The sequence below is a fragment of the Kitasatospora sp. NPDC032150 genome, from assembly GCF_055579945.1.
The window spans coordinates 41,444-66,584 of the sequence record NZ_JBVIMH010000029.1 but is presented as its reverse complement, the minus strand read 5'-3'; the positions used below and the strand labels follow the sequence as shown (position 1 = coordinate 66,584).

Genomic DNA, 25,141 nt, shown 5'->3' with positions numbered 1-25,141 from the left:
TCAGCCCCGACTGCTGGTCAGTTCTCGCCGCCCAGGTACAGGTCGGGATCCTGGTAGGCGAGCGGCTTGGGACCCGTGGCCGGACGACCGCGTCCGACGCCGGTTCGAAGAACCAGGGCGGTATGGACGTCAATCCTGGTGGGGTGGTCGCGGCCGACCAGATCGGCGACCGTCCAGGCGACCCGGAGGACCCGGTCGAGCCCTCGGGCCGTCAGGATGCCGCGCTCCAGCTCCCGCTCGGCATCGATGAGGGCACCGGGCGCCAACTTCCACCGCGTGCGTAGGAAGTGCCCCGGCACCTCGGCATTGGTACGCCACGGGGTGTCGCTGAGCCGGGTGGCCGCACGGGCGCGCGCGTCCAGTACCCGGGCTGCCACCGTGGCGGTGCTCTCGGCCGCTCTGCCACCGTCCAGCAGCTCCACCCTCGTCACCGGGGCGACCTGGACCTGGAGGTCCACCCGGTCCAGCAGCGGCCCGGAGAGCCTGGCCTGGTAGCGATGGACCATCGCCGGGGTGCATTCGCAGCCCTCGCCCCGTTGGGAGAAGCGGCCGCACGGGCAGGGATTCGCTGCCAGGCAGAGCTGGAATCTGGCCGGCAGCCGCAATGATCCGGCGGCTCGTGCAATGGTCACCTCGCCGGATTCGAGCGGCTGTCGCAGAGCGTCGAGCACTCTGACGGGGAACTCCGGGGCTTCGTCCAGAAAGAGGACGCCCCGGTGCGCCAGTGAGACCGCGCCGGGCCGGGGCAGACCACTGCCTCCTCCGACGATGGCCGGCATGGTGGTGGAGTGGTGCGGCGCGTAGTAGGGCGGGGTGTCGATCAGCGGCCGGTCGGGCGGCAGCAACCCGGCGACCGAGTGGATGGCCGTCACCTCCAGTGCCTCGGCCTGGCTGAGCGGCGGCAGCAGCGAGGGAAGTCGCTCGGCGAGCATCGTCTTCCCCGCGCCCGGCGGACCCTTGAGGTAGAGGTGGTGCCCTCCTGCAGCAGCGATCTCCAGAGCACGACGGGCCTCGTACTGCCCCGTGACATCGGCGAGGTCCAGCCTGGCGGCCCCCTCTCGCAGGTGGCCGTGGACCCCGGCCCCGGGAACCATCAGGCCCGCTAGTGACGGATCGCGCCGCCCGGACAGCTGGTCCGGCTCCTCGTCCGGTACCGGTGCCTGGGTGAGTACGGCGATCAGTTGGCGCAGGCTGCGGACGCCGAGGACGGAGACCCCTGGGACAAGGGCGGCCTCGGGGGCGGTCGGCTCCGCGACGACGACCTGCTTGTACCCCGCGTCCGCTGCAGCGAGGACGGACGGAAGCACTCCCCGCACCGGACGGACCCGCCCGTCCAGGCCCAGCTCGCCGATGATCAGCAGATCGGCGATGGAGGCCGGCTCCAACCGCTCGGCCGCTGCCAGGACCGCGCAGGCGACGGCGAGGTCGAAGCCGCTGCCGCTCTTCGGTACGGAGGCGGGGCTGAGTCCTACCGTCAACTTCCGTTGCGGCCAGCTCTCCCCGCTGTTGACCACCGCCGCGCGAACACGATCCCGAGCCTCGGTGAGGGCTTTGTCGGGCAGACCGACCAGTGTGAAGGCCGCGACGCCGGGTTCGAGGTCGGCCTGCACCTCGACCACCACGCCGTCCACCCCGACCAACGCCACCGAACACGTCCGGGCGAAGGCCATCTCACACCGCCCCGCGGTAGTGCTCGACCTGGGCGGCGCCCTTCAGCCGGTTGATCACCGCGATCAGGTCGATCCGGACCCCACCGGGTGGCAGAGGCGCCGGGCTGGCCAGCAGGGCCGCCTGCGGCTCGGCCCCGGGCTCGTCCGCCGGATCCTCCCCGGCTGCCGTCGCGATGCGGGCGAGGCCGTCGAAGTGGGCCGGCCAGCGTTCGCCGAGCCAACGCTCGGCCAGGTGCCGCAGACGCTCCGCCTTGGTCCGGTCGATGCCTTCACTCGGCTCCTGGAACCCGCGCTCGGAACGAGTCTTGACCTCGCAGACGGCGAGCGTGTCGCCATCCAGGGCGACGATGTCCAGCTCGCCCTCCGCGCAACGCCAGTTGCGCTCCAGGATTCTCAGGCCGCCTGCGGTGAGCCACCGGGCGGCCACTTCTTCGCCGTAACGGCCAAGGCCGTTGTTGGAACTCTGCACGGCTATCACCTCCGTGCCAGGGAGGTTGCCGTTCCGGCTACATTCAGGCCAGAGAGCTCTCAATTCCTGTGGATAACCCTGGGCTGTGGATAACCCAAGTAGCCCACAAGAGTGAATATCGGGCAGAACACTCGACATCGGGCCGGAGCCCGGACCAATGTCAGCTGCCGAACGCCGCATCGTCGGAGGGCAGCTCCAGGTCGCTCTTCGCCAGCTCCTCGATATTCACGTCCTTGAAGGTCAGCACTCTCACCTTGCGGACAAACCGGGCCGGTCGGTACATGTCCCAGACCCAGGCATCCGCCATCGACACCTCGAAGAACACTTCGCCCTGGACCGAGTGCACCTGCAGCTCGTAGTCGTTCGTCAGATAGAAACGTCGTTCGGTCTCGATCACGTACCTGAACAGGCCGACGACGTCCCGGTACTCCCGGTAGAGCTTGAGCTCCATCTCGGTCTCGTACTTTTCGAGATCCTCGGCACTCATTCAGGCGTCCCCTCAACTCGTCTGGTCCACCCCATTGTGGACCACCGCACCCGCCGGGAGGGCCTTACCGGCAGGACTGGCGGGCCGTCCTTCAGCAGGCGGTCGACCAAGTCCGCCAGCGCCGCCGGGTAGACCGTCTCCTCGGTCGCCCGCAACTCCGGCACCGTCCACCAGCGTGCGGTCATCAGCTGTGCGTGTTCCTCAGCATTGCACGCAACGGGCCACCGGTCGGTACTCCGGCCTCCGGCTCCGGCTCCTGTCTCGCTTCCCGGCCCGCCGCCCTGTCCGTCCACCAGTCCACAACCCTCCCCGCTCCCGCGGCCACCGTCCCGGAGGCGGGCCAGGTGGAAGCACTGGTCCTGCTCGTAATGCCGCCCTTGGAAGGAGTAGACAACCGTGTCGTACGCCACCACCGGCCCCAGCTCGACATCCGTCAGCCCGGTCTCCTCCGCGAGCTCCCGCAGTGCCGCATCGCGCGGTTCCTCGCCCGGCTCCAGTCCGCCGCCGGGTGTGATCCACCAGCTGACGCCCGGGACAGCCGGGTCCGTGCCGCGGAGGAGCAGGATCCGGCCCTCTCCGTCCAGGAGCAGGACCCGCGCCGCGCGCCGCCGCTCGACCATCCCCGTCACCTCCACACCGTGCGGAAGCCGTCCCGCTCGCCAGGGGAGCACCGGAAGGCACCCCGCTCACCTCGGAAGCACCAGGAGGCGCCTCAGCCAGCCGATCGCGCGTTGCCCTGGGGAGTTCCCGGCGAATCGCACCGAACTTCCCGGCCACCCGACCGGGACCGGTCCGCCGAAACGCTCATCAACCGCTGCGGCGCCCGAGCCTGCGGGCGAGCGACACGATCCCACCGGCGGCCGAGGCAAGCACGACCACCCCCGCGCCACTGGCCATCGCGTACATCGCCGGGCCGGCCAGCCCCGGCCTGGCGGCCAGCGGCGCGCCGAGTCCGTCGAACGCAACCGTACGCTTGGCCACGGCGAAGCGGGCATAGGGCCAGACCGTCGCCTCGACCCGAGCGGTCACGTCGGTTACGGGGACGGTCCCGCTCGCGACATCGAGATGCGCTCGCGAGTCCAGCGAGTTCGCCCTGAAGTCCCCGAGCAGGAACAGCCGCCCGGCCGGGACGGCCGTCTTGAAATCGGCTCCGGGCATCGCCGACGTCTCCACGTACGGTTCGTCGATCGACTTGCCATTCACCAGCAGGCGCAGCTTGGAGTCGCAGCACGCCACGGTGTCCCCGCCGACCGCCACCACTCGCTTGACCATCGTCTGATCGCCCCACTGCGGGTCCCGGAAGATCACGATGTCCCCCCGGCCGACGGCTCCGCCGTTCACCGTGCGGGCCAGCACGGTGTCCCCCGAGAGCACCGTAGGGGACATCGAATCGGTCGGAACCCGGTACGGACGGTAGTTGAGCGCGATCACCACGAATCCGCCGATCATCGCGGCGAAGCCGAGGCCGATCACCAGGCCGTGCAGTACCGAGACCAGGCTCCGCCGTTTCACCGCGCCCGGTCTGCCGGCCGCTGCCGACGCCGGAGTCGTGTGCTCCACGACACCGCTCATCGCCACCGCCCCTTCCAGGTCGAATCGCGCCCGACACGATGCGCCGCGGCGGGCGCGGAAAAGCCGCCAGGCCGTGGCACGTGCGAGCAGATTACTCGCCGATACCACGGCCCGCGCAAGACCCGCCAGCAGACTCGGAACGTCTCAGCGGCGAGACCGCCGAAGCCACCAGACCACCGGCAGCGCGGCCGCCGCCCCAGCCACCGGAGGCGTGAACGGCATTGCCGCGGAGGCCAGTCCCTTCTGGTCGAAGGTGCTCGGCACCGGCAGCGTCGCCCAGTCGCTGATCGGCCAGGCAACCACGAAGGCACGGCCGATCACGTTGCCCACCGGTACCGTCCCTCCGCCTGGTTGGTCCTGGTGGAACCGGGAGTCCAGCGAGTTCCCCCGGTGGTCGCCCATCACCCAGATCCGCCCCGCCGGCACCTTCACCGGACCGAACGGCCTGTCACCGCAGGGCGTGTTGCCCGGGAAGATGTACGGCTCGTTCAGCGCGACCCCGTTGACCTTGACCGGCCCAGTGCCCTCGCACTCGACGGTGTCGCCACCGACCGCGATGACCCGCTTGATCAGGTCCTTCTCGTTGGCCGAGGGCATGAGGCCGATGAAGCTGAGCACGTCCTGCACACCCCGGACGAAGGAGTTGCCACTCTGCTGGACGGGCTCGTCGGCCAGCCAGCCGCCCGGGTCCTGGAAGACCACCACGTCACCGCGCTCCGGCTCCGCACCGAACCACGGCGTGAGCTTATCCACCAGAACCCGGTCGCCGATCCGCAGAGTGTTCTCCATCGACCCCGAAGGAATCGAGAACGCCTGGACGAAGAATGTCTTGATCACCAACGCCAGGATCAGCGCGATGCCGACCAGGATGGGCAATTCCTTCCAGAAGGAACGCTGCTTCGGGGGCTCCGGAGTCTCCTCGGAGTCATCGTCCGATGCGCGCGGCGAACCGTCTCCGCCGTCGCCACCGCCCAACCTGGCGGCCCCGCCGTCCGGTCCCCCGGTGTCCGACTCACCCGCTTTGGAAGCCGATCCGCCCTCGCCGGGCTCCGGCGGCTGCGCGGACTCGGCGGACCGGACAGTACGACCACCGGCGCCTTCCGGCTCGGGAGCCCCCGAGCGGGCGCCGATCACCAGATCCCCCACAACATCTCCTCCCTGCTGTGCGGACGCCCGCGCGCCCGCGCTCACCAGTGCCGCACAGCGGGCACCACGCTCTGTGACCGACCGTCAACCCGCCTCAGGCCTGCCCAGCACGGGCGTTCCTGACACCGGCACAGCCTCCGGAGGCAACCGGAACGTGCACCGAGCGCTCCAGCACTTCTCTATCACTCCAGGACATCACGTCACCGCTCCCACACGGCAGATCCGGTGATCAACCGGCCGGCCACCCAGGCCAGACCGCCGCCCGCCTCGGTCGCGCGAGGAACGGAGCTACGCCCAACACACCCATAACGAGCGGAGGTTCCGCTGGATCCGGGTTGGCCCCGGCCGATTCCGCAGTGCCCGAAGCACGGTCGAAGTCGTGCGGATTGAAGGTCCTCGTGGACGAAGGAAGCGCGGAAAATGAGGTAGGTACGTCAAGTTGGCGCATGCGTCCCATCGGCCACGCGATCACGAAGGCCCGACCGATCACATTGGCCACGGGGACGGTGCCGTCACCAGGCCTGTCCATGTGGAACCTGGAGTCGGCCGAGACATCCCGATGGTCACCCATCACCCAGAGCCTTCCGGGCGGGACGGTGACTTTGAACGGCCGGCTCGACGGCGCGTTGCCCGGCGCGACGTAAGGCTCGTCTAGCGGCGTGCCGTTGACGCTGACCCGGCCCTTGGCGTCGCAGCACTCAACCGTGTCCCCGGCAACACCGATAACCCGCTTGATCAGATCCTGCTCGTCCTCTGACGGCAGCAGACCCACGTAGGAGAAGGCCTGTTTCACCCTGCGGAGCACCGGTCCGTCCGAGGAAGGCTTGTGCTCCGACTCCAACCAGCCGCCGGGATCCTTGAAGACAACCACTTCGCCGCGCTGCAGCTGCGCGCCGAACCAAGGAGTGGCCTTGTCCACCAGCACCCGGTCACCGATCTGGATGGTCTGCTCCATCGAGCCGGAAGGGATGACGAAGACCTGTACCAGAAACGTCTTGAGCAGCATCGCGATCACCAATGCGACCACCAGGATCATGGGCAGTTCACGCAACAGGGACCGGTGTCTGCGGCGCTCTGCTCGACGTGCTGTCCGTCGGCGCTCGGCGCGCCCTCGGACAACGACCTGCTCGGGCCCGGGCCGAGGAGCTGACTCGGCCACTGGTCCAGGTATCGGCTCCGTCGCTGCGAGAGCTGGCGAGCCGGTCGGCGAAGCGACCGGCCGACCCCTACCTCTGACCCCCATGGCCACCAGTCCCCTCCACAGCGGTGAACCCGGCAGGGTGCCCCAGTGAAGACCAGCGCCCGATCGGGAAGACCACCCAGTCCGCGCGGCCGATCACCTCGGCCTCGGGTACGAAGCCGCCGCCAGGCTCACCGAGGTGGTCCCGCGAGTCCCGGGAGTCACTCCGGTGGTCTCCCATCACCCACAACTTCCCCGCCGGCACCACCACATCAAAGGCGACCTTCGAGGGGGTGTCACCGGGATACAGATACTCCGACTCATTCAACGGCGCGCCGTTGACCTTGATCCTGCCGTCGGAACCGCAGCAGGTGATCCGGTCCCCACCGATCCCGATCACTCGCTTCACATAGACCGAGTCAGTACCGGAGGACAGTCCGAATCCAGCGAGAAAGCGCTGCGCGGCGGACGGTTCCGACGCGTACGGGAGAAAGGAGCCGATGCCGTCGAAGACCACCACGTCCCCACGTTGAACGCGCCTGCCGAAGTCGTATGCCAACTGGTTCACCAGAAGGCGGTCTCCCGGTCGGAGCGTGCCCTCCATCGACTCGGACGGCACGCCGAAGGGGCGGACGACAAAGAAGTTCAGCAGCAGCAACGTCACCAGGCAGAGCCCGGCCCCCAGGAGGAACGTCCGTGAGAACCACCGATCCCCACCCACCGACCGTGCCCCGCTCTCGGAGTGCTCCGCATCGTCCGGCGGCACTTCTGCGTCGGCTACGGCGATGTCCGCACTCGGTGTGGCAGCGCTCGGGCCGACCGTGGTCCCACCGCTACCGGGCCCGGCTCCTTCGCCCGCACCTGGAACGGCTCCGCCTGCCCTGGGTACGGCTTCATCCGCACCTGGCCCGGCTCCGTCCGCACCGGCCCCGGCCCCGTCGATGTCCACCGTGGCTTCTCCCGAGGGCCGACCTTCGCCGGAAACGACCGCGGACCGCGGCAGCGAGTCCGCACCCGAAGGTGCAGGACTGCCGTCGCGGTCCACGGGATGTTCGTGCGTACTCATCGGGGCTGAGCTTATCCCTAGGGTTCTCAGCCCGGTCCGGGCGTGCCCGGCCCTCGGCAGAGCCGAGGGTGAGCGGATCAGCTCTCGCGCTTCTCCTTGACCTTGGCGGCCTTGCCGCGCAGGTCACGCAGGTAGTACAGCTTGGCACGGCGGACCGCACCGCGGGTCACGACCTCGATCTTCTCGACGACCGGGGTGTGAACCGGGAAGGTACGCTCCACGCCGACGTTGAAGCTGACCTTGCGGACGGTGAAGGTCTCGCCGACACCCGAGCCGTGGCGGCGAATGACGATGCCCTGGAAGACCTGGATACGGGAGCGGTTGCCCTCGATAACCCGGACGTGAACCTTCAGGGTGTCACCGGCGCGGAACGCCGGGATGTCGGTACGCAGCGAGGCCGCGTCGACAGCAGCGAGCTTGTTGCTCATGATGCTCTCCATCGCAGGCGCCACGGGCCGCCCACGGAAATTCGTCTCAATGGGGTGTGCTGCGGGCCGCCTCGGTCTTCGACGTTCCCCCCGTGGCGGGGGCGTCGGACCACCGGCCCCTACGAGAGGAGCCCGGCGACAGACAACAGTCGCTCATTCTTCCACAGCATCGGCCACGGACCGAAATCGGCCGAGCCGCTCGTCCCAGGCCAGGCCGAGAACGCCGAGGGCTTCCCGCTCCTTCTTGTCGAACGCGTCGTACTTCCAACGATCGACGAGGTCGGGCCGGTTGGCCAGAGTACGGGCGAACGCCTGCTCACGACGCCAGCGTGCGATCTTGCCGTGGTGTCCGCTGAGCAGTACCTCCGGCACGGCCCGTCCACGCCACTCGGCGGGTTTGGTGTAGACCGGACCCTCCAGCAGGTCGGCCATGGCGCCGGGGGCGAACGAGTCGTCCCGGTGCGACTCCGCGTTACCGAGGACGCCGGGCAGCAGTCGGGCGATCGCCTCGACCATGACCAGTACGGCGACCTCGCCGCCGGCCAGCACGTAGTCGCCGATCGACGCCTCGACCACGGGCATCCGGGTCGCGGCCTCCTCGATCACCCGACGGTCGATGCCCTCGTAGCGGGCAGGCGCGAAGGCCAACCAGGGCTGCGTTGCCAGCTCCTGAGCCAGCTCCTGGGTGAACGGACGGCCACTCGGGGTGGGGACTACCAGGGTCGGAACCGCGCCCTCGGGCCCCTGCGAGACCACCGCGTCCAGCGCGGCCCCCCACGGTTCGGGCTTCATCACCATGCCGGGTCCACCACCGTATGGGGTGTCGTCCACGGTGCGGTGAACGTCCGTGGTCCAGCTGCGCAGGTCGTGCAGGTGGACGTCCAGCTGGCCACGGGCGCGCGCCTTGCCGACCAGGGAGACGTTCAACGGCTCCAGGTACTCGGGGAAGATCGTGACGACGTCGATCCGCATTTCACTCATGCGTCGGCCTTGCCCTCACTGGCGTCACCTACGGCGTCACCCTCGCTGTCGGGACCGGCACCGCCCTCGGCAGACCCTGCACCGGTACCGCCCTCGGCAGGCTCCGTACCGGCGTCGCCCTCCGCCGAGCCGGTGGCCACCACCGCCTGCTCGGGGTCGATCAGGCCGGGCGGCGGGTCGATCACGGCGCGCTGGTTCTCCAGGTCGATGGTCGGAACGATCTTCTCCACGAACGGCACCAGCACCTCCGTCCCGTCGACCCTCTTCACGGTCAGGAGGTCCTGGTAGGGCAGGTGGATGATCTCGGTCAGCTCGCCGACCAGGGTGCCGTCCAGCAGGACCACGTCCAGACCGATCAGCTGGTGGTCGTAGTACTCGTCCTCTTCCTCCGGCCGCTCATCCGGGTCGACCTCCGCGATCAGGAGGGTTCCGCGCAGCGCCTCGGCGCCGTTGCGGTCCTTCACCCCGGCGAAGCGCAGCAGCAGCCGGCCGCTGTGGACCCTGCCGGACTCAACGGTCAACGGCCCCGCCGACGCCGGGTCGGTGAACAGAACCGCCCCGGGGCCGAGTCGGAGCTCCGGCTCGTCGGTGCGGACCTCGACGCTGACGTCCCCCTTGATGCCGTGGGCGCGGCCGATCTTGCCGACGACGAGCTGCACGGTGATCGCTCTCCTGAAGTTGCTGGGCTTGCGCTGCGAAGGATCGAAGGAACGGAAAAACGAAGGAACGAGAACAGAAGGAAAAGCATGGAAGGAACGAAGAAGGCCGGTCGGGACGACGAGCGTCCCGACCGGCCCCAAGCCTGACGGCTGTGCGTCAGCGAATGCTGTCCACGTCGACCAGGTCGACTCGGACGTTGCGACCGCCGAGAGCGCCGACCACGGTGCGCAGAGCGCGCGCGGTCCGGCCGCCCCGGCCGATCACCTTGCCGAGGTCATCGGGGTGCACTCGCACCTCGATGGTGTTGCCCCGCCGCAGGTTGCGAGAACGAACCTGCACTTCGTCGGGGTGCTCGACGATGCCCTTCACCAGGTGGTCGAGGGCTTCCTCGATCACGATCAGGCCTCGGTGGAAGCGGCCTCGGCGTCAGCCTCGGCCTTGTCCGACTTCTTGGCCTTCGGGGTGATGGCAACACCGGTGGTGCTGTCCTCGAAGCCGGCAACGGCCTTGGCGAACAGGTGCGAGTAGTCCTCGACCTTCGGCTCGGCGACCTTCAGCGGCGCCGGAGCCGGCAGGCCCTTGAACTTCTGCCAGTCGCCGGTCAGCTTCAGGATGGCGAGCACCGGCTCGGTCGGCTGGGCGCCGACGGACAGCCAGTACTGGGCGCGGTCGCTGTCGACCTCGATCTTCGAGGGGTTGTAGGTCGGCTGGTAGATGCCGATCTCCTCGATCGCGCGACCGTCACGCTTGGTGCGCGAGTCGGCAACGACGATGCGGTAGTGCGGGGAGCGAATCTTGCCGAGACGCTTCAGCTTGATCTTGACTGCCACGGGAGTGGATTCTCCTGGTGTTGACGTGGGTGAGCGGCCACTGCCATCGCGTGGGGTTGCGCGGCCGACCGTTCAAGGGACACGCCAGCCGTAGGAGAGAGGGGTCCTGCCCGGCTGCCGAGTACTCAGCTGTCCATTCTGCCACACCCTGGTCGCCGCCCCGAATCAGGCCATCCCCCGGACGGCGCACCGGCGGGAACGACGACCGCGCTGAGAACACCGATCCCTGCGAGCCGACAGTCGCACTCCTCGAACCGACGCGCGCCTCGAACAACGGACACCGCCGAAGCTCCGGACACGTCACCCGGCCGAAGACGGCATCCCGCCCGACACGCCGCCCCATCACCCGACACGCCGCACCATCGAAAGACGCCACCCGCCGAAGACGCCCCGGGCGCCGCCAGCAAGCACGCCGGCCAAGCACACACCGGCCCGGCGGCGCCGGCAAACCGACCGAACCCGCAACGCTTCCGTCAGACCTCGTCAGGCCCGACCACACCCCGCCGGCCCCTGACACCTCCGACGGGAAGAGCCCTCGCCGACACCCCGACGGCAAGAGCCCCCACCCGTACGACGCCTGAGGACTCAGGCGATCCGGAACGGCTGCTGGCACGCCCCGCAGACGATCGACGCCTGGGCGAGCACCGAGGGCACCACCCGGACGTTCCGGCCGCAGCCGCAGACCGCCTTGACCCGGACGCCGCCTCCCGAGGAGCCGTGCCGCGCCGCCGGACCCCGGAACGTACGCTGCCCGCCCTCGCCGGCCACGGCCAGCTGATGCGCACCGAGAGCACGATCGAGCCGCTCGATGGTCTGGGCGTAGCGCTCCTGGGTCTCCTTGAGCATGGTCACCTGGGAGAAGCCGCTGCTGGCGTGCGGCTCGACCGGGTGGGCCAGCCCGAGCTCGCTGGCGAGCATCAGGAAGCGGCGGTTGTGGTAGCGACCGGCCCGCGAGGTGTCGCGGATGTCCCGCGCGGCAGCCAGGCCGTGGGCGGCCTCGTGCAGCAGCCGCTCGAAGCCGAGCTGGGTACCGCAGGCCGAGGAGGACTCGCCGATCAGCGCCTCGGGCGAGGCGAGATCGGGGAGGTCCTGGTGGTATGCCTGGATGTCGCTCCAGGCGGCGGCCAGTTCGGCCGCGAGAACGAGAGGCTGTGTCGTGCTCACGCTATGCCAACGATGGAGTGAGAGCCGATGTTCCGCGAGTTCCCCTTCGCGGGGAATTCCCAGGAAACTCTCAGGAATGCACATCGCTGCGCGAATTTCGCTGCTTGGATCTGACGCAAGACCAACCCCCTGCAACTGTGGGCCCAACAAGCCTCGCCGGGCTCTTGGATTTGCCTTGGGGCCGGGCCCCGCGCGTGTACACGGGCACCCCGGTGCCACCCCAAGGCGGACGGCCCGTGACAATGTCGGAAATTGACAAGGCCACGGGCCGTATACCGTACCGCTAGTTCCATAGGACCGGCAGTTGACTGGTCAGTAGTCTCAACCCGCAGTCTGCGGGCGGCAGAACAAGCGCCTTCTCCGCACCCGGAACCAGGACCTGGAACCTGAACCCGGAACCTGAACCCGGAACCTGAACCCGGAACCTGGAACCTGGACCAGAACCCGGAACCGACTATCGGAACGTCAGTAGGCGCGCGCGACGATCGCGACGTTGCCTTCCTGATCATCCGTCAGCGGAACCGAGCCGTCGGCCGCGACGATGCAGCGCACCGAGACCCCCTGCTCGGCCAGCTTGGCCTCGCCCTCCGGACCCAGCTCGGCCCAGGACATCCTGCCCCAGCCGGTCGCGGCCGCCTCGACGGCCTCGTCGATGGTCTTGACGTCGACCGTGCGGGCCTCGCGGCGCTCGCGGGACTGACGGAGCAGCAGGGCCTGGTCCTCCTCCAGGATGCCCGGCAGCAGCGCGGCCAGCGCGTCGATGGAGACCGACTCCTTGCCGCCGGGGATGCGGCGGGCGAGCATCGCGGTGCCGTTCTCCAGGTCGCGCGGGCCGACCTCGATGCGCACCGGGACGCCCTTGAGCTCCCAGTCGACGGCGCGGCGGCCGAACGGGGTGTCGGTGCGGTCGTCGACCACCACGCGGATGCCGGCGGCCTCCAGCTGGGCACCGATCTCGCGGACCTTGGCGAGCACCGCGTCATCGCCCTTGATGGCGAGGACCACGGCCTGGACGGCGGCCAGCCGCGGCGGAACCCGCAGGCCGTTGTCGTCGCCGTGGGACATGATCAGACCGCCGACCATGCGGGTCGAGACGCCCCAGGAGGTCTGCCAGACGTACTCGCGCTCGGCACCCTGGAGCTGGTAGGTGGTGTTGAACGCCTTGGCGAAGTTCTGGCCCAGCTCGTGGCTGGTGCCCATCTGCAGGGCCTTGCCGTCGCCCATCATGCCCTCGAGGGTGAGGGTGTTGATGGCGCCCGCGAAGCGCTCCTTGGCGGTCTTCCGTCCGAGCACCACGTCGATGCCCAGCACGTTGGTCATGAAGTCGCCGTAGACATCGGTGTGGATCATCGAGGCGAACGCGTGCGCGTCCTCGTAGGTGGCGTGGGCGGTGTGACCCTCCTGCCAGAGAAACTCGGTGGTGCGCAGGAAGATGCGCGGGCGCAGCTCCCAACGGACCACGTTGGCCCACTGGTTGATCAGCAGCGGCAGGTCGCGGTGGCTCTGCACCCACTTGGAGAAGTACTCGTTGATGATGGTCTCGGAGGTCGGCCGGACCACGACCGGCTCCTCCAACTCCTTGCCACCACCGTGGGTGACCACGGCCAGCTCGGGGGCGAAGCCCTCGACGTGCTCGGCTTCCTTGGTCAGGTAGTGCTGCGGGATGAACATCGGGAAGTACGCGTTCTGGGCGCCGGCCTTCTTGATCCGGGCGTCCATCTCCTGCTGCATCCGCTCCCACAGGCCGTAGCCGTACGGTCGGATGACCATGGTGCCGCGAACCGGACCGTTGTCGGCCAGCTCGGCCTTGTTGATGAGGTCCTGGTACCAGCGCGGGAAGTCGTCCGCCTGGGGGGTGAGAACGGGTGCCTTTGCCATGGGGCAGATGGTACGGGGATCGGGCGCCTGACCGTGAATCGGTTTCGATCCCACCGGGCAGGGGGCGCACGACCGCGGCGCGCGGATACTCCGTCGCACCCCTCTGGACGCCGGGGCTCGGCCGCTGTTCGCTGGACTCGGGGGCGGAGCTTTCCGGGGGGTGTCACGAGCAGAGCACCAGAGGACCGGATGGGAGGCCGCGATGGCTTCAGCGCAGGTGACGGGTACGACCGCGCAGCGACCCCGCGCCCGTGGAGGGGCGCGTGCACACGGGCGGGCACGCGACTGGGCGGAGATCCAGGAGCGCATGCTCGTACCGCTCTACCAGGCCGTGTACGAGCGCCTGGAGGTCGGCTCGGCGACCAGTCTGCTCGGTCTCGGCTGCCGGTCGGGGCTGTCCCTGCTGCTGGCGGCGGAGCGAGGTGCCCAGGTGGCCGGCGAGGAGCTGGACACCGAGTTGCGTGAGCTGGCGCAGGGCCGGCGGCTGCGGGTGTCCCGTCCCGGGCACCGTGACCGTTCGAGTGGCCCGTTCCCCCGCACGGCCTATTCGCTGGTGACTCTCTTCGAGCTGTGGCAGGCACCCTTCCTTCGACCGTCCGGCGAGCCGGAGCGGTCGGTGGCGTTGGCGGCACGGCTGGCCCTCACGGGCGGGCAGGTCGTGCTGGCGGGCTGGGGCCCGCCGGAGCGCTGCGAGAGCGCCGTCGTACTGGACGTGGCCCGGCGACGGGCCGCCCCGGCGTCCGGCTGCGACCCGTTCGCCCTGAGCACGCCCGGCGCACTGGAGGCACTGCTGACCGGTACCGGACTGCGCCCGGCGGGCAGCGGGCGGGTGAACTGCCCGTTCGCGTACCCGGATCTGGAGAGCGCGGTGCGCGGGATGCTCTCGACCGGCGTGTACGAGGCGGCGATCGACGACTCCGGCGCGGCCCTGGTGGAGAAGGAGCTGGAGGAGGCGCTGCATCCCTTCGTCCAGCCGGACGCCTCGGTGCGGATGGCCAACCTGTTCCGGTACGTGGTCGCCGAGAAGGTCCGCTGAGGCTGACCGGGTCCGCCGGCCCGCGCATCCGAGGCCGCCCGGGCGGAGCGGGTGACGTTGCGGGCCCGGCCGCGCGGCACCGCGGTGAGCTCGCGCACCGGGTCGGCACCGGTCATCCCCGGTGCCGCCCAAGCGAGTTGGCCGGTATCGCGCTGCGACGGGAGCGGCACGTCCGTGGTGCGGATCCGGAGCGCCGGACGGCCGGGACGGTCCGCTCGGGACGCCGTGCCACCGCTACGACGCGGACAGCGGCTCCCACTCCTCCACCGTCAGCGCGAAGCGTTCGTGGTCGCGCCAGGCGCCGTCCAGGAAGAGCATCCGGGGCGTGTAGCCCTCGTGCCGGAAGCCGAGGCGCTTGGCCAGCGCGATCGAGCGGTCGTTCTCCGGCTGGACGTTGATCTCCAGCCGGTGCAGCCCGAGACCGCCGGCCTCCTGCGGGGCGAAGCAACGGTCGATCACCAGTCGCATCCCCTCGCTCATCCGGCCGGTGCCGGCGAACGGGAGGTACGAGTCGTAGCCGAGCGCGCCGTTGCAGAACCGGCCCATCACGATGTTGGCCACGTTGCACTTGCCGACCAGGCCGCCGGTGTCCAGGTCCACGATCAGGAAGGTGCGCAGACCGGGGCCCTGACGCTCCAACAGGTCCACCAGGCCGTCCGGCTCGACCGGGTTCCAGCGACCGACGTGCTCGGCCGAGCGGCGGACCGCCTCGGCGTACGGGGCCACGTCTGCGGGCTTCGGGGCACGGATCATCACTCGCACACCCTCATCATCCGCCATCCGGACGGCCCCTGGCCAGGCAGCTCCAGGGCGGCTGTGGCAGCTGCTGCCCCCGGTTCCCCGGGCGGGCGGCGCCACGAGCTCCGGCGGCCGTGCGAGGGCACGGGCCACCGGGCCGGTCCCCGGCGGCCGTGATGACGCGTTCAGGGGCGCGGGGAACCACTCGGGCGACCGTGCGCCGCGATGGCTGGCCGGTCGCGCGGTTCCCCACGCCCCTGATCGGTCGTCCCTTCGCCTCGAAGGGCGGGAAGCCCCCGGAGGACGGAAGGTCAGAGGAGGTCCTTGAACTCCTTGGGGAGCTCGAAGTCAGCCGGTCCCTTGCCCGCGCCGAGGCCGAAGGCACCGCCCTGGTCCGGGGCGTGCTGACCGCCGAGCGCCTTGCGCTGCGCGGCGGCCGCCTCCTCCTGGGCCCGCTTCAGCGGGTTGCCGGAGCGCTTGCGGCCCTTGGCCGCCGGGGCCTTCTTGCCGGACTTCTTGGCGCCGCCACCCATGCCCGGGATGCCCGGCATGCCGGGGAGGCCCTTGCCGGAGGCCATCGCGGACATCATCTTGCGGGCGTCGAAGAAGCGCTCGACCAGGTTGTTGACCTCGCCGACCTGGACACCCGACCCCTTGGCGATACGGGCTCGCCGCGAGCCGTTGATGATCTTCGGGTCGGTGCGTTCGGCCGGGGTCATCGACTTGATGATGGCGCCGACCCGGTTGACGTCCCGGTCGTCGATGTTGTTGATCTGCTCGCGGATCTGGCCCATGCCCGGCAGCATGCCGAGCAGCTTGGAGATCGAGCCCATCTTCTGGACCTGCTCCAGCTGAGCCAGGAAGTCGTCGAGGGTGAAGTCCTTGCCGCCGCCCTGCAGCTTGGCGGCCATCTTCTCGGCCTCGGCCTGCGAGAAGGTCTGCTCGGCCTTCTCGATCAGGGAGAGGACGTCGCCCATGCCCAGGATGCGCGAGGCCATCCGGTCCGGGTGGAAGGCGTCGAAGTCGTCGACCTTCTCACCGTTGGAGGCGAACATGATCTGGCGGCCGGTGACGTGGGCCACCGACAGCGCGGCACCACCGCGGGCGTCGCCGTCCAGCTTGGACAGCACCACACCGGTGAAGTCGACGCCCTCGAGGAAGGCCTGCGCGGTGGTCACCGCGTCCTGGCCGATCATCGCGTCGAGGACGAACAGCACCTCGTCCGGGTTGATCGCGGCGCGGATGTCCGCGGCCTGCTGCATCAGCTCGGCGTCGATACCGAGGCGGCCCGCGGTGTCGACGATGACGATGTCGTGCTGCTTCTGCTTGGCGTACTCGATCGAGTCGCGGGCCACCTTGACCGGGTCGCCGACGCCGTTGCCCGGCTCGGGGCCGTAGAAGGCGACCCCGGCCCGGTCCGCCACCACGTTCAGCTGGGTGACGGCGTTCGGACGCTGGAGGTCGCAGGCGACCAGCAGCGGAGTGTGCTTCTGCTGCTTCAGCCAATGACCCAGCTTGCCCGCGAGGGTGGTCTTACCGGCACCCTGCAGACCGGCGAGCATGATCACGGTCGGCCCGGTCTTGGCGTACTGGAGCCGGCGGGTCTCGCCACCGAGGATGTTGATGAGCTCCTCGTTGACGATCTTGACGACCTGCTGGGCCGGGTTCAGCGCGCCGGAGACCTCGGCACCCAGCGCGCGGTCCTTGACCTGCTTGATGAAGGCCCGCACCACCGGCAGCGCGACATCCGCCTCGAGCAGGGCGATCCGGATCTCGCGGGCGGTGGCATCGATGTCCGCCTCACTGAGGCGGCCCTTGCCCCTGAGGTTCTTGAACGTCGCTGCGAGGCGATCGGAGAGAGTGTCGAACACGTCGGTCGCGGGTCCCTTGCGGCATCGGTTACGGGTACTGTCGTCGCCCCCAAGGGTATCCGGCCGCCCCGGAAACGGTCTCCACCCCTTCCCCGGGCTCAGGCCGCGACGCCCTCCAGCACCTGGGTGACCAGGGCGAGATCGGCCTTCGGAATTATGATCACGTGCTGTTCGCCGCCCGCTGTCAGGTCGAGCCGGACGAACTGCCGGGGCACCGCCTTCCGCTCGGACGGCGTCACGGTGAACGGCCCCTCGACCGTGACGGTCTCCCCGGTACGGACATTGCGCCAGCGCGGCGGGACACCATCGGCCAGGTAGAGCCTGCCACCGGCAGTGTGCGCGATCTCCCTACCCTTGCCGATCTTCAGCATCCGGACGGTGCCGAGCGTGCTGCTGGAGCAGGCCACCTCCAGGGTGGTGCCGGCCTTCAGATCGGCGAGGTCGCACTCGGTGCTCAGCCGCCGGATCCGGAACACGTGGAGCAGCACGTCGAGGAACGTTCGGGTGCCGGCGGAGCGGCGCGTTCTGGAGGCCATGGGCGGGATTGCGGCATGCGTTCGAAAACGCCGGGTGTCGCGGGGACCGATCCGTCACGCACCCAGCGCCTCCTGCACCTGGGCCGCCACCTCCCGGGCCCGCTCGGGCGTCAGCGGACGGCCGTCCGGGCAGGTGAGGTAGAAGGCGTCCACCGCGTCCGCGCCGAGCGTGCTGACGTGGGCGGTACGGACCACCACACCGGCCGTGTCCAGCGCCCGGCCGATCCGGTGCAGCAGGCCGGGGGCGTCGTGCGCGCGGACCTCCAGGACGGTGGCGCTGGACGAACCGCCGGGAGCGACCGTGACCACCGGCGGCGGGGTCTTGATGCCCCGGCGGCGCGGGGCGGCGGCGTCCCGTTCGGCGAGCTTGCGGGCGACGTCCAGCGAACCGTCCAGGGCCCGGCGCAGGTCGGCCCGCAGCCGGTCGGTCTCGGGCAGTTCGCCGTACGCGGCGGCGACCTTCCAGCGGATCAGCAGCACCTGGCCGACCCCGACCGGGTCCAGCATCCGCAGCGCCGCCGAGCGGACGGTCAGCCGGTGCAGCGCGAGCACCCCGGCCGCCGTGCTCAGCAGCGCCGGCCGGTCGGGGATGGCCAGGGTCAGCTCGGCGCCCATCGGCTCGGCGGCGAGGGCCTCCGGGTGCGGCTGGGCGAGCAGCGCGAGCGCCGGCTCACCCGTCCGGGCTGCCTCCACCGCCAACCGCTCCTGCTCGACGGTGGGCTCGGCGCCGGCGTCCGGGCCCGGAGCGGGAGCGTCGCCCGCGAGCTGGGCGGCCACCCGGTCCACCAGCCGGTCCACCAGTGACGCGCGCCAGCTGCTCCAGGCCGCGGGCCCGGTGGCGACCGCGTCGGCCTCGGTGAGGGCGTGCAGCAGTTCCAGGTGCGGCAGGGTGCCGACCGCCTTGGTCATCAGGTCGATGGTGTCCGGATCGTCCGGGTCCCGGCGCGTGGCGGTGTCGATCAGCGTCAGATGGTGCCGGACCAGCAGGGCCAGCGTCTCGACGTCCGTCTTGTCGAAGCCCATCCGGGCCGCCACGTCCCGGACGATCACCTCGCCCGCCTCGCTGTGGTCACCGGGCCAGCCCTTGCCGAGGTCGTGCAGCAGCGCCGCGACCAGAAGCAGGTCCGGCCTGGCCACCCGGCGGGTCATCGCGGCCGCCCGGACCGCCGTCTCGACCAGGTGCCGGTCGACCGTCCAGCGGTGTACGGCGTTGCGCTGCGGCCGGCAGCGGACCCGCTCCCAGTCCGGCAGCAGGCGGCCGATCAGGCCCTCCGCCTCCATCGCCTCCCAGACCGGCAGGCAGGACTCCCCCGCGCCGAGCAGGGTGGTCAGCTGCTCCCGGGCCTCGTCCGGCCAGGGCACCGGCAGCGGCCGGCACTCGGCGGCCAGCCGCCGCACGGTGGCGTACCCGACGGGAAGCCCGGCCTGCGCGGCCGCCGCGGCGGCGCGCAGCGGCAGCACCGGGTCCTGCGCCGGGCGGGCGCTCTGGGCCAGCACCACCTCCCCGTCCTGTTCGACCACGCCCTCGGCGAGCGGCCTGCGCTCCACCGCACCGCGCGCCACCGCACCGGTGCCGCGCCCGGCGCCGGTGAACGGGAAGGCCAGCCGGACGGCCCGGCGGCCCCGGCCGCCCCGGGCAGCGAGGACGCGTTCGACCGCCCGCCAGGTGACGTCGCCGGCGTAGGCCACGGTGCGGGCCGCCTCGTACACCTGGCGCAGCAGGGTGTCGGCGTCGAGCACCCCGAGCCGCTCGGCGACCTGGTCCTGGTCGTGCAGGCCGAGCCGCTCGGTGGCCCGGCCGGTGGTCAGGTGCAGCGCGTCCCGGACGTCGGCCAGCCTGGCCGCGGCCGCCTCCAGACCGTCCCTGGGGGCGTCCGCGAGCCAGCTGGCGGCGATCGCGCCCAGCGCGGTCACGTCCCGCAGTCCGCCCCTGGCCTCCTTCAGGTCGGGCTCCAGCAGGAAGGACAACTCGCCGTGCCGCTCGGCCCGTTCGCGGCAGAGCCGGCGGAGTTCGGGCAGCCGTTTGGCGGCGGTGGCGCGCCAGTCGGCGAGTACGGCGGCACGGAGCCCCGCGGTCAGCTCCCGGTCACCGGCCAGGTGGCGGGCGTCGAGCAGGCCCAGCTGCGCCTTGAGGTCCTCGGCGGCGACGGTACGGGCCTCGGCGAGGGTGCGGACCGAGTGGTCGAGCGCGGCGCCGCCGTCCCAGACCGGGTACCAGATGCGCTCGGGCAGGGCCGGGTCGAGCGAGCCCTGGTGCAGCAGCAGGACGTCCAGGTCGCTGCGCGGCGACAGTTCGCCGCGGCCGTAGCCGCCGACGGCCACCAGGGCGGTCCCTGGCCGGGCGCCGGACGCCTCGTACAGGCCGATGAGCCAGTCGTCGGCCAGGGCGGCGAGGGCGGCGCGGCGTTCGGCGCCGCCGGGGCCCGGCCGGGCGAGCAGGCGCGAGCGGGCGGCGGCGAAGTCGAAGGGGCCGGTCGGGTCCCCGGCGGGAGGGGTGTCGGTGGGTGTCACGTCGGGGTCCCCATCCGTGGTGCGGTGGTTCTGTGCCGAATCGTAGGTGCGGTGCACCGGCGGGGCGCGGGGAGCTGCGCGGGCGCGGGGAGCTGCGCGGGCGGCCGGTCACACGGGTGTCCGGCCGATCGCGCGGTCCCCCGCGCCCTTGAGGAGTTGCCCCGTCGCCCGGCGGCTCACAGGGCGTCGGGGCCCCGTTCGCCGGTGCGGACCCGCACCGCGGTCTCGATCGGGACGCTCCAGACCTTTCCGTCCCCGATCCGGCCGGTGCGGGCGGCCTTCACCAGGACGTCGATCAGCTCGTCGGCGTCCTCGTCGGAGACCAGGACCTCGATCCTGACCTTCGGGACCAGGTCGACGGTGTACTCGGCGCCCCGATACACCTCGGTGTGCCCGCGCTGGCGGCCGTAGCCGCTGGCCTCGGTGACGGTGAGGCCCTGGACGCCGAAGGCCTGCAGGGCGTTCTTCACCTCGTCCAGTCGGTGGGGCTTGATGACTGCGGTGATGAGCTTCATCGGGCGTCGACCTCGGTCTTCTCGGTGGGCTTCTCAGTGGTCCTGTCGGCGGTCTTCACGGTCGGCTTCCCGGCGGGCCTCACGGCGGGCCGCTCGGCCACCGGGGCGGACAGCGCCCGGGCCAGGCTGGCCCCGACCGCGCTGAAGTCGTAGGCCGACTCGGCGTGTTCGGCCTGGTCGATCCCGGCGACCTCGACCTCCTCGGCGACCCGGAAGCCGATGGTCCGCTGGATCGCCTTGCCGAGCAGCCAGGAGAGCACGAAGGAGTAGACGCCGACCACGACCACACCCATCGCCTGCTTGCCCAGCTGCAGGAACCCGCCGCCGTAGAAGAGGCCCTGGGCAGTCTGCCCGACGTGGCCGGTGGCGAACAGTCCCACCGCCAGCGAGCCGACGATGCCGCCGACCGCGTGCACGCCGACCACGTCCAGCGAATCGTCGAAGCCCAGGCGGTACTTGAGACCGATCGCGGCGGCGCAGACAGCTCCGGCGATCAGGCCGATCGCGATCGCGCCGAGCAGGGAGACCGAGCCGCAGGCCGGGGTGATGGCGACCAGACCGGCCACCGCTCCGGAGGCGGCGCCCAGCGTGGTGAACGCGCCGTGCTTGATCCGCTCGTAGGCGAGCCAGCCCAGCATCGCGGCGGCGGTGGCGACCTGGGTGTTCAGGAAGGCCATCCCGGCCACGCCGTTGGCGGCCAGCGCGGACCCGGCGTTGAAGCCGAACCACCCGAACCAGAGCAGCCCGGAGCCGAGCATCACCAGCGGCAGGCTGTGCGGGCGCATGGGGTCCTTCTTGAACCCGACCCGCTTGCCGAGCACCAGGCAGAGCGCGAGGCCCGCGACCCCGGCGTTGATGTGCACCGCCGTACCGCCGGCGAAGTCGATCACTCCGCTGCGGTCGCCGAGCCAGCCGCCGTGGCCGTTGTCGAAGAAGAACACCCAGTGCGCGACCGGGAAGTAGACGACCGTCACCCAGAGCGCCACGAACAGCGCCCAGGCGGAGAACTTCGCTCTGTCGGCGATCGCCCCGCTGATCAGTGCCGGAGTGATCACGGCGAACATCAGCTGGAAGGCGGCGAACGCGGTGACCGGGATGGATCCGCTGAGGTCGTTCAGCCCGATGCCGCGCATGCCGAGGAAGTCGAGATTGCCGATCAGGCCGGCGCCGGCGTCGGGGCCGAACGCGAGCGAGTAGCCGTAGAGCACCCAGAGCACACTGACGATCGCCAGCGAGATGAAGCTCATCGCCAGCATGTTGAGCGTGCTCTTGACCCTGACCATGCCTCCGTAGAAGAAGGCCAGGCCCGGTGTCATCAACATGACCAGGGCCGCACTGATGAACACGAATGCGGTGTCGCCCGCGCTGAAGCCTTCCGGCATCGGCGTCTCCTCTGCTGAAACCGCCCCCGGGATTCCTGTCCCGTGCCACCCGGGGTGTCGGCGATGAAGAGGAGAGTGCCGAAGGCTGGTTTCGGCCGATGCGGCTCGTTGTTTCACCGGCGTGACGGCGTTGACAGGAGAGTTACGAGCACGTGAAATGCGGCCGCGTCACCGACGAAGCTGCGCTACCGTTCGCCCTCACACCACCGACTGCGGCCGACGAATCACCGACCGTGGCGCCCACCGGGCTGCGGGCGGGGGAGCCCGATCGGATGCGTACCCACGGGGGCGTCCACGGTCGGAGCTGGGGGACGGTCCGGACCATGCCGTCCACGGCGGCGATTACATCGAAGTGCTGAACTCCGGAATGTCGTGCACCACCCGCTCGGCCAGCCGGTCGACCGCGTCCAGCCCCTTGTAACTGCGCGAGGCGGCCGCCGCGGTCTTTCGCACTCGGGTGTTCAGCCGCTCGGAGCGCACTGTCCGGGCGATGTCCACGGCCTGCTCGGCCATCACCACGGCCTGCTCGGGTTCGTTCTGCAACAGGTGGACGCTGGCCATCCCGATCAGGTTGAAGGCGTAGGAGCGGACATGGTCCGCGTCCTGCCGGAACAGGTCCACGGCCCGCTCCATCACCGGCGCCGCCATCGAGGCGTAGAGCGGGCTGCGGGTGGAGTTGTAGGCGAGGTCGCGGAAGGAGTGCGCGTTCTCCGCGTTGAGCTCCGCCTCGGAGAAGAACCTCAGCCAGTTCGGGTCGTTGTCACCCGGACGGCAGTCGCTGAAGGTGTCCTCGGCCAGCCGGGCGGCGCGGGCGCAGCGATTGACCTCACCGATGGTCGAGTACGCCCGGGCCTCCATCGCGTACAGCAGGGCCTGCTGCCGCGGGGTGGCGGTGTCCCGGCTGCCGTACTGGGCCAGGTGGATCAGCTCCAGGGCGTCCTCGCCGCGGTTGAGGTGGATCATCTGGCGGCTCATGTCGGTGAGGATCAGCGCGCCGAACGGCCGGTCCCCGGCCTCCTTGGCGGCGTGCAGCGCCAGCACGTAGTACTTCTGCGCGCTGGGGTGCATACCGACGTCGTACGACATCCACCCGGCCAGGTGGGCGAGTTCGGCGGTCAGTCGGAACAGCCGCTTGGTGGTGTGCTCGGGGTAGGTCTCCTGCAACAGGTCGGTGACCTCGTGGAGTTGGCCGACCACGGCCTTGCGGCGCAGACCGCCGCCGTTCTGCGCGTCCCACTGGCGGAACATCACCGTGGTCTGCTCCAGCAGTTGGAGCTCGGGCTCGGAGAGCCGCCCGGTGTAGGGCTCACCGCCGTTGGCCGAGGCCAGGATCGGGGTGGGGGCGCCGCTCGGACTCGGGCTGAGCCAGCGCTGCATCGGCTCGATCAGCGCCGCACCGGCGGTCAGCGCCAGCGAAGTGCCGAGGAAGCCGCGGCGGTTGAGCATCAGGTCACTGCGCGAGTACTCGCTGATCAGCTGCACCGTCTGGGCGCCGCTCCACGGCAGGTCCACCCCGCCGCCGACGGTGCTCACCGGAACCACGGTGCGCAGGCCGAGATCCTCGATCGAGACCACCGAACCGAAGCGCTCGGAGAACAGCTCCGAGAGGATCTTCGGGATCGGCTCGCGCGGCTGCTCGCCGTCCAACCAGCGTCGCACCCGCGAGGTGTCGGTGCTGACGTGATGGGCCCCGGTCTGACGTGCCCGGCGGTTGACCTGACGGGCCAGCTCGCCCTTGGACCAGCCACTGCGGCCGAACCAGGACGTCAGCTTCTCGTTCGGTTGCTTCTCTGCCATGGGAACGTCCCCATCCCGCCCGGCCCCACGGGGCCCTTTTGTCATATGACCCGACCGCCCCAGTCGGCGGCACCTGCTCTGCTCCCGCCCGCTGGTGGACGGTCCGCTGCGTTCCGTACGCCGAACGTAACGCCCCTCCGCCATCCGAGGGAGCCGCAACGGGGAATCGCCACCTTTCGCCACCCCTACGAGTGAACTACTCGGCGCCGCACCACGCTTCACTGGTAGTCGGTCCGGCCGGCCCGCGCCAATCCGCTCGCCGCCCACCCGCTCCACGGTCAACTCGCTTCTACGACATGGGCCTTGCCAGCCATGGAAGAGGACGGAGAAACCCAGTGCAGCAACGACGATCCGGCATCCGGCACTCCGGGGCAAGACGGCTCCTCGCACGGGCGACCCGAATCGGAGCACGCCGTCCAGCGCGCGCCGCCGACACACAACGCACTCTACATCGGACAATCGACGCACCGTCACAGTCCCGTAACCACCCGCAATCACAATCTGTTGGGGGAGGCATGGACAACCTCTTCGGCGATCTCCGGTTCGGTGCCCGCCGCCGCACTCGGGCCACCGCCTTCCAGGCCGCCGCCGAGTACACCGGCCGCTGGGGATGGACGGTCGCCGTCGGCTCCGGCCGCACCCCGGCCGACGGCGGCTGCGACTGCCGGCAGCCCCACTGCGCGGCGCCCGGTCTGCACACCGCCGTCGGTCCGGAGCACACCGTCAGCCCCCGCCCGGAGGCCGGGCCGCCCGCCGCGGAACTGCGCGCGCTCTGGGCCTCCGACGCGGCCGTACTGCTCCCGGCCGGGCGCTCCTTCGACGTCCTGGACGTCCCCGCGCAGCCCGGTCTGCAGGCCCTGGTCCGGCTGGAGCGGATGGGCACCCAGGTCGGCCCGGTGCTCGCGCTGCCGACCGGGCGGCTGCTCTTCTTCGTCGCGGCGGGCACCGCGCAGCGGCTGCCCGAGCTGCTGTACCGGATGGGGTGGGACGACGCCGCCCTCGACCTGGCCTGCCACGGCGAGGGCAGCTGGATCGCCGCGCCGCCCAGCGTGTTCGGGTCGCTCGGGCCGGTCCGCTGGCTGCGCCGCCCCTCCCGCGACAGCGCCGGCTGCCCCCCGGAGGCCCGCCTCCTGCTCGGCACCCTCGCCTACGCCTGCCACCGCAGCCGCGAGCGCTCCGCCGAACCGGCCTGGCTCGCCTCCTGAAGAACTGCCGGGTCCCCCG

At 70.6% G+C, this 25,141-nt stretch carries 24 protein-coding genes; 2 read left to right on the top strand and 22 right to left on the bottom strand.

What is annotated here, in order from left to right:
* Nucleotides 1-17: 17 nt before the first annotated feature.
* From ACZ5ON_RS27640 to proS, 15 genes are all read right to left on the bottom strand, one after another.
* Entirely contained in the window at nucleotides 18-1,670 is a 1,653-nt protein-coding gene (locus tag ACZ5ON_RS27640; protein WP_465598246.1) for a YifB family Mg chelatase-like AAA ATPase, read from the bottom strand.
* A gap of 1 nt (nucleotide 1,671) precedes the next feature.
* On the bottom strand, nucleotides 1,672-2,139 hold the full coding sequence (locus ACZ5ON_RS27635; protein ID WP_465598243.1) for a YraN family protein: 468 nt from the start codon (nucleotides 2,137-2,139) through the stop codon (nucleotides 1,672-1,674).
* 160 nt (nucleotides 2,140-2,299) lie between these two features.
* Nucleotides 2,300-2,626 carry a DUF2469 domain-containing protein gene (locus ACZ5ON_RS27630; protein ID WP_344639814.1) on the bottom strand — a complete coding sequence of 109 codons (327 nt, stop codon included), beginning with the start codon at nucleotides 2,624-2,626 and terminating at the stop codon, nucleotides 2,300-2,302.
* A complete protein-coding gene (locus ACZ5ON_RS27625; RefSeq protein ID WP_465598314.1) occupies nucleotides 2,623-3,246 on the bottom strand; it encodes an NUDIX hydrolase in 624 nt (207 codons plus the stop codon). The genes ACZ5ON_RS27630 and ACZ5ON_RS27625 overlap by 4 nt, the downstream gene beginning before the upstream one ends.
* Nucleotides 3,247-3,433: 187 nt before the next feature.
* On the bottom strand, nucleotides 3,434-4,198 hold the full coding sequence (gene lepB / locus ACZ5ON_RS27620) for a signal peptidase I (protein WP_465598240.1): 765 nt from the start codon (nucleotides 4,196-4,198) through the stop codon (nucleotides 3,434-3,436).
* 144 nt (nucleotides 4,199-4,342) lie between these two features.
* A complete protein-coding gene (gene lepB / locus ACZ5ON_RS27615) occupies nucleotides 4,343-5,344 on the bottom strand; it encodes a signal peptidase I (protein WP_465598237.1) in 1,002 nt (333 codons plus the stop codon).
* 229 nt (nucleotides 5,345-5,573) lie between these two features.
* Nucleotides 5,574-6,395 carry a signal peptidase I gene (lepB, locus tag ACZ5ON_RS27610; RefSeq protein ID WP_465598234.1) on the bottom strand — a complete coding sequence of 274 codons (822 nt, stop codon included), beginning with the start codon at nucleotides 6,393-6,395 and terminating at the stop codon, nucleotides 5,574-5,576.
* 175 nt (nucleotides 6,396-6,570) lie between these two features.
* Nucleotides 6,571-7,188: a signal peptidase I gene (gene lepB / locus ACZ5ON_RS27605; RefSeq protein ID WP_465598231.1), complete on the bottom strand. Its 618-nt coding sequence runs from the start codon at nucleotides 7,186-7,188 to the stop codon at nucleotides 6,571-6,573.
* A gap of 479 nt (nucleotides 7,189-7,667) precedes the next feature.
* Entirely contained in the window at nucleotides 7,668-8,018 is a 351-nt protein-coding gene (gene rplS, locus ACZ5ON_RS27600; protein WP_344639819.1) for a 50S ribosomal protein L19, read from the bottom strand.
* A gap of 153 nt (nucleotides 8,019-8,171) precedes the next feature.
* Complete coding sequence (gene trmD / locus ACZ5ON_RS27595) at nucleotides 8,172-8,990, bottom strand: tRNA (guanosine(37)-N1)-methyltransferase TrmD (RefSeq protein WP_465598311.1); 819 nt, start codon at nucleotides 8,988-8,990, stop codon at nucleotides 8,172-8,174.
* A 5-nt stretch (nucleotides 8,991-8,995) separates the two neighbouring features.
* The gene (gene rimM / locus ACZ5ON_RS27590) at nucleotides 8,996-9,658 is read right to left on the bottom strand and encodes a ribosome maturation factor RimM (RefSeq protein WP_465598227.1); all 663 of its coding nucleotides are present in this window, start codon (nucleotides 9,656-9,658) and stop codon (nucleotides 8,996-8,998) included.
* Nucleotides 9,659-9,815: 157 nt separating this feature from the next.
* Nucleotides 9,816-10,055: an RNA-binding protein gene (locus ACZ5ON_RS27585; protein ID WP_030275689.1), complete on the bottom strand. Its 240-nt coding sequence runs from the start codon at nucleotides 10,053-10,055 to the stop codon at nucleotides 9,816-9,818.
* A gap of 2 nt (nucleotides 10,056-10,057) precedes the next feature.
* Nucleotides 10,058-10,489 carry a 30S ribosomal protein S16 gene (rpsP, locus tag ACZ5ON_RS27580; protein WP_344639821.1) on the bottom strand — a complete coding sequence of 144 codons (432 nt, stop codon included), beginning with the start codon at nucleotides 10,487-10,489 and terminating at the stop codon, nucleotides 10,058-10,060.
* Between the two features lie 585 nt (nucleotides 10,490-11,074).
* Entirely contained in the window at nucleotides 11,075-11,653 is a 579-nt protein-coding gene (locus ACZ5ON_RS27575) for a hypothetical protein (protein WP_344639822.1), read from the bottom strand.
* A gap of 465 nt (nucleotides 11,654-12,118) precedes the next feature.
* A complete protein-coding gene (gene proS, locus ACZ5ON_RS27570; RefSeq protein WP_465598222.1) occupies nucleotides 12,119-13,531 on the bottom strand; it encodes a proline--tRNA ligase in 1,413 nt (470 codons plus the stop codon).
* 307 nt (nucleotides 13,532-13,838) lie between these two features.
* Between proS and ACZ5ON_RS27565 the strand changes: the two genes are divergently transcribed.
* Nucleotides 13,839-14,567 (top strand): class I SAM-dependent methyltransferase, encoded by a 729-nt coding sequence (locus tag ACZ5ON_RS27565; RefSeq protein ID WP_465598219.1) that lies wholly within the window; start codon nucleotides 13,839-13,841, stop codon nucleotides 14,565-14,567.
* A 234-nt stretch (nucleotides 14,568-14,801) separates the two neighbouring features.
* Here ACZ5ON_RS27565 and ACZ5ON_RS27560 read toward each other — a convergent pair whose 3' ends face one another.
* The 7 genes from ACZ5ON_RS27560 to nsdA all read right to left on the bottom strand — a co-directional run bounded on the left by ACZ5ON_RS27560 (nucleotide 14,802) and on the right by nsdA (nucleotide 23,917).
* A complete protein-coding gene (locus tag ACZ5ON_RS27560) occupies nucleotides 14,802-15,320 on the bottom strand; it encodes a GNAT family N-acetyltransferase (RefSeq protein WP_465598216.1) in 519 nt (172 codons plus the stop codon).
* A gap of 296 nt (nucleotides 15,321-15,616) precedes the next feature.
* Entirely contained in the window at nucleotides 15,617-17,176 is a 1,560-nt protein-coding gene (gene ffh, locus ACZ5ON_RS27555) for a signal recognition particle protein (RefSeq protein WP_465598213.1), read from the bottom strand.
* Nucleotides 17,177-17,274: 98 nt separating this feature from the next.
* Complete coding sequence (locus ACZ5ON_RS27550) at nucleotides 17,275-17,712, bottom strand: hypothetical protein (protein WP_465598211.1); 438 nt, start codon at nucleotides 17,710-17,712, stop codon at nucleotides 17,275-17,277.
* Nucleotides 17,713-17,766: 54 nt separating this feature from the next.
* A complete protein-coding gene (locus ACZ5ON_RS27545; protein WP_465598208.1) occupies nucleotides 17,767-20,223 on the bottom strand; it encodes a [protein-PII] uridylyltransferase in 2,457 nt (818 codons plus the stop codon).
* Nucleotides 20,224-20,399: 176 nt separating this feature from the next.
* On the bottom strand, nucleotides 20,400-20,738 hold the full coding sequence (locus ACZ5ON_RS27540) for a P-II family nitrogen regulator (protein ID WP_465598206.1): 339 nt from the start codon (nucleotides 20,736-20,738) through the stop codon (nucleotides 20,400-20,402).
* Entirely contained in the window at nucleotides 20,735-22,120 is a 1,386-nt protein-coding gene (locus ACZ5ON_RS27535; RefSeq protein WP_465598203.1) for an ammonium transporter, read from the bottom strand. The genes ACZ5ON_RS27540 and ACZ5ON_RS27535 overlap by 4 nt, the downstream gene beginning before the upstream one ends.
* A 342-nt stretch (nucleotides 22,121-22,462) precedes the next feature.
* Nucleotides 22,463-23,917, bottom strand: a complete 1,455-nt coding sequence (gene nsdA / locus ACZ5ON_RS27530; protein ID WP_465598200.1) for a transcriptional repressor NsdA — start codon at nucleotides 23,915-23,917, stop codon at nucleotides 22,463-22,465.
* A 515-nt stretch (nucleotides 23,918-24,432) separates the two neighbouring features.
* Between nsdA and ACZ5ON_RS27525 the strand changes: the two genes are divergently transcribed.
* Nucleotides 24,433-25,122, top strand: coding sequence for a bifunctional DNA primase/polymerase (locus ACZ5ON_RS27525; protein ID WP_465598197.1), 690 nt, complete (start codon nucleotides 24,433-24,435; stop codon nucleotides 25,120-25,122).
* Nucleotides 25,123-25,141: the final 19 nt, after the last annotated feature.

Bases quoted from the DNA above. Each gene is read 5' to 3' on its own strand.
- rplS (WP_344639819.1), bottom strand. From the start codon at position 8,018: ATGAGCAACAAGCTCGCTGCTGTCGACGCGGCCTCGCTGCGTACCGAC.
- ACZ5ON_RS27540 (WP_465598206.1), bottom strand. From the start codon at position 20,738: ATGAAGCTCATCACCGCAGTCATCAAGCCCCACCGACTGGACGAGGTG.
- ACZ5ON_RS27630 (WP_344639814.1), bottom strand. From the start codon at position 2,626: ATGAGTGCCGAGGATCTCGAAAAGTACGAGACCGAGATGGAGCTCAAG.
- ACZ5ON_RS27525 (WP_465598197.1), top strand. From the start codon at position 24,433: ATGGACAACCTCTTCGGCGATCTCCGGTTCGGTGCCCGCCGCCGCACT.
- ACZ5ON_RS27565 (WP_465598219.1), top strand. From the start codon at position 13,839: ATGCTCGTACCGCTCTACCAGGCCGTGTACGAGCGCCTGGAGGTCGGC.
- proS (WP_465598222.1), bottom strand. From the start codon at position 13,531: ATGGCAAAGGCACCCGTTCTCACCCCCCAGGCGGACGACTTCCCGCGC.
- ACZ5ON_RS27560 (WP_465598216.1), bottom strand. From the start codon at position 15,320: ATGATCCGTGCCCCGAAGCCCGCAGACGTGGCCCCGTACGCCGAGGCG.
- trmD (WP_465598311.1), bottom strand. From the start codon at position 8,990: ATGCGGATCGACGTCGTCACGATCTTCCCCGAGTACCTGGAGCCGTTG.
- ACZ5ON_RS27535 (WP_465598203.1), bottom strand. From the start codon at position 22,120: ATGCCGGAAGGCTTCAGCGCGGGCGACACCGCATTCGTGTTCATCAGT.
- ACZ5ON_RS27640 (WP_465598246.1), bottom strand. From the start codon at position 1,670: ATGGCCTTCGCCCGGACGTGTTCGGTGGCGTTGGTCGGGGTGGACGGC.
- nsdA (WP_465598200.1), bottom strand. From the start codon at position 23,917: ATGGCAGAGAAGCAACCGAACGAGAAGCTGACGTCCTGGTTCGGCCGC.
- ACZ5ON_RS27625 (WP_465598314.1), bottom strand. From the start codon at position 3,246: ATGGTCGAGCGGCGGCGCGCGGCGCGGGTCCTGCTCCTGGACGGAGAG.
- lepB (WP_465598240.1), bottom strand. From the start codon at position 4,198: ATGAGCGGTGTCGTGGAGCACACGACTCCGGCGTCGGCAGCGGCCGGC.
- ACZ5ON_RS27550 (WP_465598211.1), bottom strand. From the start codon at position 17,712: ATGGCCTCCAGAACGCGCCGCTCCGCCGGCACCCGAACGTTCCTCGAC.